Below are 7830 nucleotides of genomic sequence, written 5' to 3' on the forward strand. Positions count from 1 at the left end.
CCTCCCGCTCCGTCCTCCGTCACCCTACATTCTCGGCGACTGGGACGATCTTGCTCGACACGAAACCCTGGCAGTCCCCCTTCGGGACGTTACAGTCGTCTCCTAAAAGTATGAAGGTCAGGCGGTCACTCCGGCGAATCTGTCCCGGCCCGGAAGACTTTACGGTCGGACAGGAAGTAGGCGATTTGGGCCCGGAGGCTGGCGGGCGTCAGCCATGGCGTTCCACGCCCAGCCAGCCGTAGGGCCCAAATCGCCGGGTCTCGCGACCGTTTTTTCAATATACAAACAAAGCTGGGCCAGGACTCATTTCTCCACACCGTTGAGCGGTTCTGGAGGAATGCGTTTGGCCCAGCTTTTGGCTATCCAGAAAAGACTATTGTTCTTCGATGACCAGCACGCCATAAGGCGCCAAGGTGGTTTTGTCTTGAACCGGGCCGTCGCCCACCAGGGTCGGCAGGCCGGCGAATTGGTGCGTGTCCACCGTTTCGCTTTGGCCGCCGTTATTGACGAGGAAGTGCAGGCGGTAACCAGCTGCGTAGGAGCGGGTGGTCAGCTCGACGTTGGCCGGCGTGGTAAAGTGGGCCAGGCCGCGTTCTGTGATCAGCCGGGCGACGAGAGTGTCCAGGCCTTTCTCATCTAAGACGGTGCCGATGTAGTAAGCGTTACCGCTGCCGTATCGGTTGACGCTGACGGCGGGGGTGCCGGCGTAGAAGTCATCACCGCCGTACGCGGCGAGTGCTTCCGCCCCTTCTAAGTGGGAGACGTTGGCGACGATACTGCCGCTGGTCTGGGTGTCGCCGAATTGGACCGGCACGGCGGTGTGCGGCGGCAAGGCGTCGGTCTCCTCGGCCCAAATACCGCAGAGGTCGCGGAAGGGACCAGGATAGCCGCCCATGATGACGTTGTCGTGTTCGTCGTTGATGCCGCTCATGTAGGTGGTAATGAAGGTGCCGCCGTTCTTGACATACTGGTGAATGGCTTCACTGACACCCGGCTTAATGAGGATCAGGACGGGAGCGACGATGACGGCATACTGGCCCAGCTGCGCAGCGGTCAGGTCGGTGGGAATCATATCCACCGCGATGTTCTGCTTGTAGAATGCCGCATAGTAACGCCGCAGCTGATCGACATACTTCATTTCCACGCTGGGACCGGAAGAATATTCCAGGGACCAGTAGTTGTCCCAGTCAAAGATCATCCCGACTTGGGCGTGAATGCGGCCGTTCATCATCTTGGTGCCGACCTTCTGGAGCTCTTCACCCAGAGCGCGGGTTTCTCGAATGATGCGGGTCTCATCATGGTCGGCGTGGGAAATGATGGCGCCGTGGAATTTTTCCGTACCGCCCCGGCCTTGGCGCAGCTGGAAGTACTGAATCGTGTCGGCGCCGTGGGCGATGGCTTGATAGCTCATGGCCCGCATCTGGCCCGGCCGTTTAGTAGCGTTATACGGTTGCCAGTTCTGCTGACTGGGGGTCTGTTCCATCAGCATGAACGGCTGGCCGCCTTTGAGACCGCGCATCAAATCGTGGCGCATGGCGACTTCGCTGGCCGGCGTGTCGAAGCGGGGATAACTGTCCCAGGAGACGATGTCCAGCTCTTTCGCCCAGCGGAAGTAGTCTAAGTCTTTGAACGTCCCCATCAGGTTGGTGGTAATCGGCGTATTCGGATCATATTGGCGGATGGCGGCTTTCTCATCCTTCAAGTTCTGGAGCAGGGCGTCGGACTGGAATCGGCGCCAGTCCAGGCCCATCCCCGAGAGGACGATGTGGTCATTGCCGATGCCGTCGCTCAGGGCGTTAGGCGGAACGATTTCTTCCCAATCATAGAAGGTATGGCTCCAGAAATGGGTATACCAGGCGGCGTTCAACGCGTCCAGCGTGCCGTATTTCTGCCTGAGCCAGACCCGGAAGGCCTTGGCACAGTTGTCGCAGTAGCAGTAGCCGCCGTATTCGTTAGAAATGTGCCAGCAGACGACGTTGTCCAAGTGACCGTACCGCTCGGCCAGCTTGCCGGCCAGGCGGGCACCGTAGAAGCGGAAGACCGGCGAGGTGGGACAGGCGTTGTGCCGGCCGCCGTAACGGGCGTGGCGGCCCTCATAATCAGTGCGGGTGACCTCCGGGTAGCGCGTTGCCAGCCACGCCGGCAGGGCGCCGGTGGACGTGGCCAGCACGATGTTGAAGCCGTGCTTGGTCAGCGTCTCGACGATGGCATCCAGGGTCGAAAAGTCATACGTTTCCTCGCTGGGCTGCAGCTGGGCCCAGCTGAACACGTTGATCGTCGCCTCGTTCATGTGCACGTCGGTGAGGATCTGCATGTCGTCGGCCCACACTTCCCGGGGCCACTGCTCGGGGTTATAGTCGCCGCCGAACAAGAATTGCTTGAATGGTGTCTTGGTCATGAAGAGAATCCCTCCATCTCTGTTTAATGCCTTCATTGTAAGCGGGGAACGGGGAGAAAGAGAGGGAGAAATTCGGGACAAAGTATGCTATTTTGAAGATAGAAAGAAAGGAGAGTGGCAGCGTGCGCTTGGTCTTCACCCACATGAACCGGGAGTACCCGTTATTTTGTGAAAGTATCGGCTACCAGTGGCAGCAGGAGGCGATCACCCGGCCCCAGGGGTACCCGCTGTACCATTGGCTGCAGACCACGGCAGGCACCGGGACCGTCCGCATCGGCGGCAAGACATACGCCTTGCCGGTCGGCGCCGGTATCTTGATCCGCCCCGGCGTCCCCCACAGTTACCGGGGCGGCGCCGACTGGCAGACGGCTTACCTCACCTTTGGCGGGGCACTGGTCGCCAATCTGGTCACTCCTTTGGGCATGGGCGATTACCGCCTCTTGCCCGCACTCAGCCGGGAGACGGCCGGGTTCATCACGGCTCACTACCGCACGCTGGCCGATTCCGCCGTACCGGACCGCCAGGTGGCTGAGCTGCTTTTCAGCTTCCTGCTTCTCTTACGCCAAGACGTGGAAGTCGGCACCCGGGGCCTGGCCGAGATCGGCATCGTCACCCCGGTGCTGCAATACCTGGACGCTCACAGCGGGGAGAAAATCACCAATCCCCAGCTGGCCGCCAAGACCGGCTACACGGTGCAGTACCTGACCAGTATCTTCAAGCGCTACTACCACCAGACGCCGCTCCAATACCTGCAGGAGCTGCGCCTGCGCAAGGCCAAGTCGCTCTTGATGACCCACCCGGAGTGGAATGTTTACCAAGTGGCAGAGCAGGTGGGGTTCACCGATAATTCCCAGTTTATCCAGGCTTTCAAGGCGTACACCGGGCAGACGCCGAAGAAGTTCCAGCAGGAGCGGCGGCGGTAATGGGGCGGCATTGAGTTCCTTTTGACCACTTGGAAAAATGCGCAGGAGCGAAGACACCGCAATATCAGATGCAATTCGAGATGTTTCGTTAACGCCCACAAGCAACTATACGGGCAATAGAAACACAAAATCAACGGCAAGCAGGATGAGGCGATTTATCGCGATTCTTTCCACGTTAAAGAAGACGATTAGACAAATGGCTGACATGGCCGGTGTCAGCAACTACATACTGTTCACAAGTGATGACCAACAGAGGCTCCTGATCACGATTCAAAATGATGCAGTCGACGGCATTTCCAGAAATAGCTTTCTGGCATTAGAACGCGTTCTTGCTTGCCTGGGAATGTATGGTGTTTCCTTTAGAATCGCCCATCATGAAAAGAACCAGCAGAGCACCCCTATCTCGTTCGTACAATTGCGAATTGACGCCCAAGACGCCCAGCGGTTAAACGAACAATTGGATGCGGAAGAACGTATGCAAGAACAATCTATCAAAAACCATCAGTCGTGAACCTTTCGACGACGGTCGCCTTCTGTTGGCCCTAGTCTTTTTATGGCACGTTGGTGACCAAGACGGGCGACGCAGTGCGATGCCTGACCAGCATCTTCAAGCGCCCTTATTGCCAGACCCACGGTGCAATACTTGCAGCGGCCTGGGCAGTGGCTGCAACCCATTTTGCTTACAGTTCTGTAAGGAAAAAGTAAGCGCTAACATGGTATAATGCAGGGGATGGCAGATAAGTGAGAACTAAAAAGGGGGGGAGAGTAACCAATGGCGTATAAGAAATCTTTCCAGGTTGGTTGGGCAGTTTTCACCGATGTGCTCGTCCTATCCATCTTGCCGTCCGACACAGTACTGGAAATATTAACGAGCGTCACGTTGCTGTTCCCCCTTTCTCTAGGCTTAATTTTGCCAGACTTGCGGGGACTGGGACTGCACTTTAGCTTTCTCGATGTACTGGTCTGTCTCCCATATGGCCTCCTAGTGACGGCATATCTGAGGTGGACCACCAGCATTGAGATGATTGGGAACCTTTTTATCCTCGGCGTTTCGTTGTTTGGCCTATACGCGTACATCAACACGAAGGGCAAGAGAGCGATTCTCCAAGATGCAAACGGCCCCGATGAAAGTGCCCAATGAGGGGAATTGTGTCACTGAATGTAAATCGAGACCAGACTAGTTGGCGTCACATACCCATGTGCTCAGACGCGACTTTCGAGTAAAGCAGTTTTCTTGAGCGTGAGGGCTCTTCATGCAATAGTGATAGGAAGTATGTGGCTGTTCTGGAGGAGAATGGAGGGACCCTGATGGCCTTCTTGAATGACGATTCGAGTCGGCTGGCAAAATGGGGCCGGCGAGGTTTGAACAGCGGTTTCACGACCAGTTTTATCACCGCCAATTTTTGGATCATGAGTTTCCGCTTAATTGGTCCCGATAGTGACGGCGCCATGACGCCGCTCTTGACGGGGACCGCCATTGTGTGTGCGATATCAGTGGTGATTGATTTCTTGGTGGGCGGTTGGGCTTTAGCAAAGCTGAGAAAAATGCAGCGGACAGGAGACCCCGCCACCCAGGAAGCCATTCGGCGCGCTCAATTAACAGCGAAACAGTTGCGCCAACAAAGAAATGCCAAGATCATTTTGGCGGTATTGCTGTTTTCCGTAGCGGGTCGGTTCTTTGGGCGGATGATAAATGTGCGGCTCAGTTGGTTGACCACGAATCAAATACACGGGTTAAGAGACATGGTTTTGCTCTGGTTAGTCGTTGGGACAATTGATGTCATTATCGCAATTTGCAGCGACCGCTTGCTGCGGCGAAGACAGGCGGAGTAAGGTGCGCCTTTGGCAATAGCGTTGTACGCGCTGCTTTTGAAACTAAGGAAGGAGTGAATCGCGATGGCCTTTTTGAATGGTGATCCGCAACGTATCGCCCGCTGGGGTCGGCGCGGGCTATACAGTGGATTCACGATCGGTATCCTTGCCATCAGCTCCTGGATTCAGAGTACGCATGGAATTGGCACCGGTGACAAGGGGATGTCCTTGCTGAACATTGGCCTGACGATTGGGTTCGCAGTGTTAGCCAGTGCTGAGTTCCTTGTGGCCATTTGGGCATTAGCAACATTGAGAAAGATGCGGCAGAACGGCGATGCGGCAACGCAGGAGGCGCTTCGGCAAGCCGAGTTGTCTCCCAAGCAATTGCGCAAACAAAGGAACCAGCTCATCAGCGTTGCTGTGATCGTATTGGCTGTCGTAGGCTGGTTCTATTACCGAATGCAGCGGGTAAACGCGAGCGTTTGGGCAGGAAATGAACGGCAAGGCGCTGTTGAAGTGCTGCTCCTGCTCATTGTGGCCGCAATCATGATGGTGGCTGCAGGGATAATGAGCGAGCTGCTGCGCCGACGGCGGGAAGTGCAATAATCTGAAGTTGACAAGTTTGTTAATAAAACGGTGCATGAACAACAAAACGCCCCGAGACAGCCATTAGGGCATGTCTTGGGGCGTATTTGCGGTTCACCGAAAATCATTCTGTAAACAAGGGAATCTTCTCCTGACTCACAACATCAAACAACCCTTTATCTGACATCTTAAACGCCGGTGACACCAGCAGCGACAACGTCGAGAACGACATGATCTCATTGGTGTTGTGGTAGCCCAGCTTCTGCATTGCCTGACGCACGTCCGCAATCTGCTGACCCAGCACTGGAATCGGTGCATCGCTGACGACACCGCCGATGGGCAGCGGGGCATTGGCGGTGATTTGACCGTTGGCTGCGACGACATAGCCGCCTTGCTCGGCAATCAATTCATTTTGGGCGACGACCATGTCCGCCACATCGGTCCCCATCATCATCACGTTGTGGTGGTCGTGGGCCCAAGTGGCGCCCACAGCACCAGGGGCATCTAAGGCACCTTTGACCAGGCCGAAGCTGATGTGGCCGCCGTGGCCGTATCGCTCTTGAATCATCAGCAAGGCCAAGCCGGCTTTTTGCCACTGCACCAGACCGTCTTTAACGGGGATTTTGACCTGAATCCGTTTGGTAAACGTCCCGACCGCAGCGATTTCAATGACGTTGGCCGTGACGGTCGCCGCATCGGCGGGGGCCTTCAACTGAAAGTCCGCCGCCTGCAGCGGCTGGGCCTGGACGGAATGCCGCAGGTCGGCACTGAAAGCATTCTCCATTGCGGGGCTGGTATCTTTCGCCGGGTCGACGAGGACGCCGTTCTTATACACGGCCACGACATCGAAGGCTTCAGGGTCGCGCAGAATGATGAAGTCGGCGACCCGGCCGGGGGCAATGGCCCCGCGGTCCCACAGACCCATGTGCCGGGCCGGGGTATAGGTGCTCATATAGATGGCGTCTACAGGATCAAGACCCAACCGAATGGCTTCTTGCACGATCTTGTTCAGATGACCATGGCGCAGGTCGTCGGCCATGACATCGTCCGTGACCAGGCCGACGTTTTCAAACAAGTGATTGTCCTTGACGGCGGCAATGTTCTCCGCTGTCAGAGATTTTTTCTGCAGCTGCACGAACATGCCGTTGGTCACTTTCTCCACAATTGACGCAGGGGTCTGCTGAGTGTGGTCGGAGGTGATGCCAGCGTAGATGAACTTGGCCAGGTCTTCGCCGGTGAACTTCGGGCAGTGGCCCTCCAGCGGCATGGTCGGCCGCTCTTCCCGGCAAACGGCGATAAGCTGGCGGATGAGCGAGTCAGGCTCAGAGGTAATGCCCTTGAAGTTCATCGCTTCGCCCAGGCAGATGATCCGCGGATCCTGCAGCAAGTCCTTGGTCTCTTTGACGCCAATAATTCCACCAGTCGTCTCCATCTCGGGGTTCGTGGATGGTACGGAGGAAGGAATGGCGTAGAAAATGTCGATGTCACTGGGCTGGGCCATGAATTCCTGCAAGCCGGCCAGCCCGGCCACGTTGGTGATCTCGTGGGCGTCGGCAATGACCGTCGTCGTCCCGTGGGACGCCACCGCCCGGCCGAAGCGCGTGGGCGTGGTCATCGAACTCTCAATATGCATATGCGAGTCCACCAGGCCTGGAATCATGTACGTGCCCGCCAAATCAATGGTCTTCTTCGCCTCACCGGTAAACGTCCCCGGCGCCGGCAGCCAATAGAACTTACCGGCCAAGACCGTCACGTCCGTCTCGATGAACCGGTGCAGGGCACTATTGAACACATGGCCGTTGGTCAGTAATAAATCGACAGTTGTCATTTTTTTCTCCTTAATTCTTCGTGGGATTGTTGACGATGTCCGTGTGATCTAAGCGGAGCCCGGTTGGCGAATGGGCCAGCCGCACAAGTGGGTTGGGACAAAACTGCCCTGCATATCAGACCTAAGCGGAGCACGCTCGGCGAAATGGCTCAGTGGTGAAATTGTTGTTGGCGGCTTTGCCGCCTACAACAAGGCCGGACTTGGAGACTTTTTGGCGGTTTTTGCCAAAAAGGCTTCAAGCCGTGCCCACCACTAGCTCCGCAGAACCGGCTTCGCACTAGCTG

7 protein-coding genes are annotated in these 7830 nt (G+C 56.6%); 5 read left to right on the forward strand and 2 right to left on the reverse strand.

Annotated features, from left to right (window positions below; translation table 11 throughout):
* Window positions 1-373 precede the first annotated feature (373 nt).
* Complete coding sequence (locus tag L248_RS08260; protein ID WP_040535724.1) at window positions 374-2398, reverse strand: beta-galactosidase; 2025 nt, start codon at window positions 2396-2398, stop codon at window positions 374-376.
* Window positions 2399-2520: 122 nt separating this feature from the next.
* On the opposite strand from L248_RS08260, the gene L248_RS15195 reads away from it, so the two are divergent.
* The 5 genes from L248_RS15195 to L248_RS08285 all read left to right on the forward strand — a co-directional run bounded on the left by L248_RS15195 (window position 2521) and on the right by L248_RS08285 (window position 5739).
* Entirely contained in the window at window positions 2521-3321 is an 801-nt protein-coding gene (locus L248_RS15195; RefSeq protein ID WP_051999937.1) for an AraC family transcriptional regulator, read from the forward strand.
* A 196-nt stretch (window positions 3322-3517) separates the two neighbouring features.
* A complete protein-coding gene (locus tag L248_RS08270; protein WP_022529718.1) occupies window positions 3518-3832 on the forward strand; it encodes a hypothetical protein in 315 nt (104 codons plus the stop codon).
* A 261-nt stretch (window positions 3833-4093) separates the two neighbouring features.
* Window positions 4094-4462 (forward strand): hypothetical protein, encoded by a 369-nt coding sequence (locus tag L248_RS08275; RefSeq protein ID WP_040535728.1) that lies wholly within the window; start codon window positions 4094-4096, stop codon window positions 4460-4462.
* A 167-nt stretch (window positions 4463-4629) separates the two neighbouring features.
* Window positions 4630-5154 (forward strand): hypothetical protein, encoded by a 525-nt coding sequence (locus tag L248_RS08280; protein ID WP_022529720.1) that lies wholly within the window; start codon window positions 4630-4632, stop codon window positions 5152-5154.
* A 63-nt stretch (window positions 5155-5217) separates the two neighbouring features.
* Window positions 5218-5739: a hypothetical protein gene (locus L248_RS08285; protein WP_022529721.1), complete on the forward strand. Its 522-nt coding sequence runs from the start codon at window positions 5218-5220 to the stop codon at window positions 5737-5739.
* Window positions 5740-5842: 103 nt separating this feature from the next.
* On the opposite strand, the gene L248_RS08290 is transcribed toward L248_RS08285, so the two are convergent.
* Complete coding sequence (locus L248_RS08290; protein ID WP_022529722.1) at window positions 5843-7546, reverse strand: adenine deaminase C-terminal domain-containing protein; 1704 nt, start codon at window positions 7544-7546, stop codon at window positions 5843-5845.
* Between the last annotated feature and the right edge of the window lie 284 nt (window positions 7547-7830).

The organism is Schleiferilactobacillus shenzhenensis LY-73, from assembly GCF_000469325.1.
Classification (GTDB): Bacteria; Bacillota; Bacilli; order Lactobacillales; family Lactobacillaceae; genus Schleiferilactobacillus; species Schleiferilactobacillus shenzhenensis.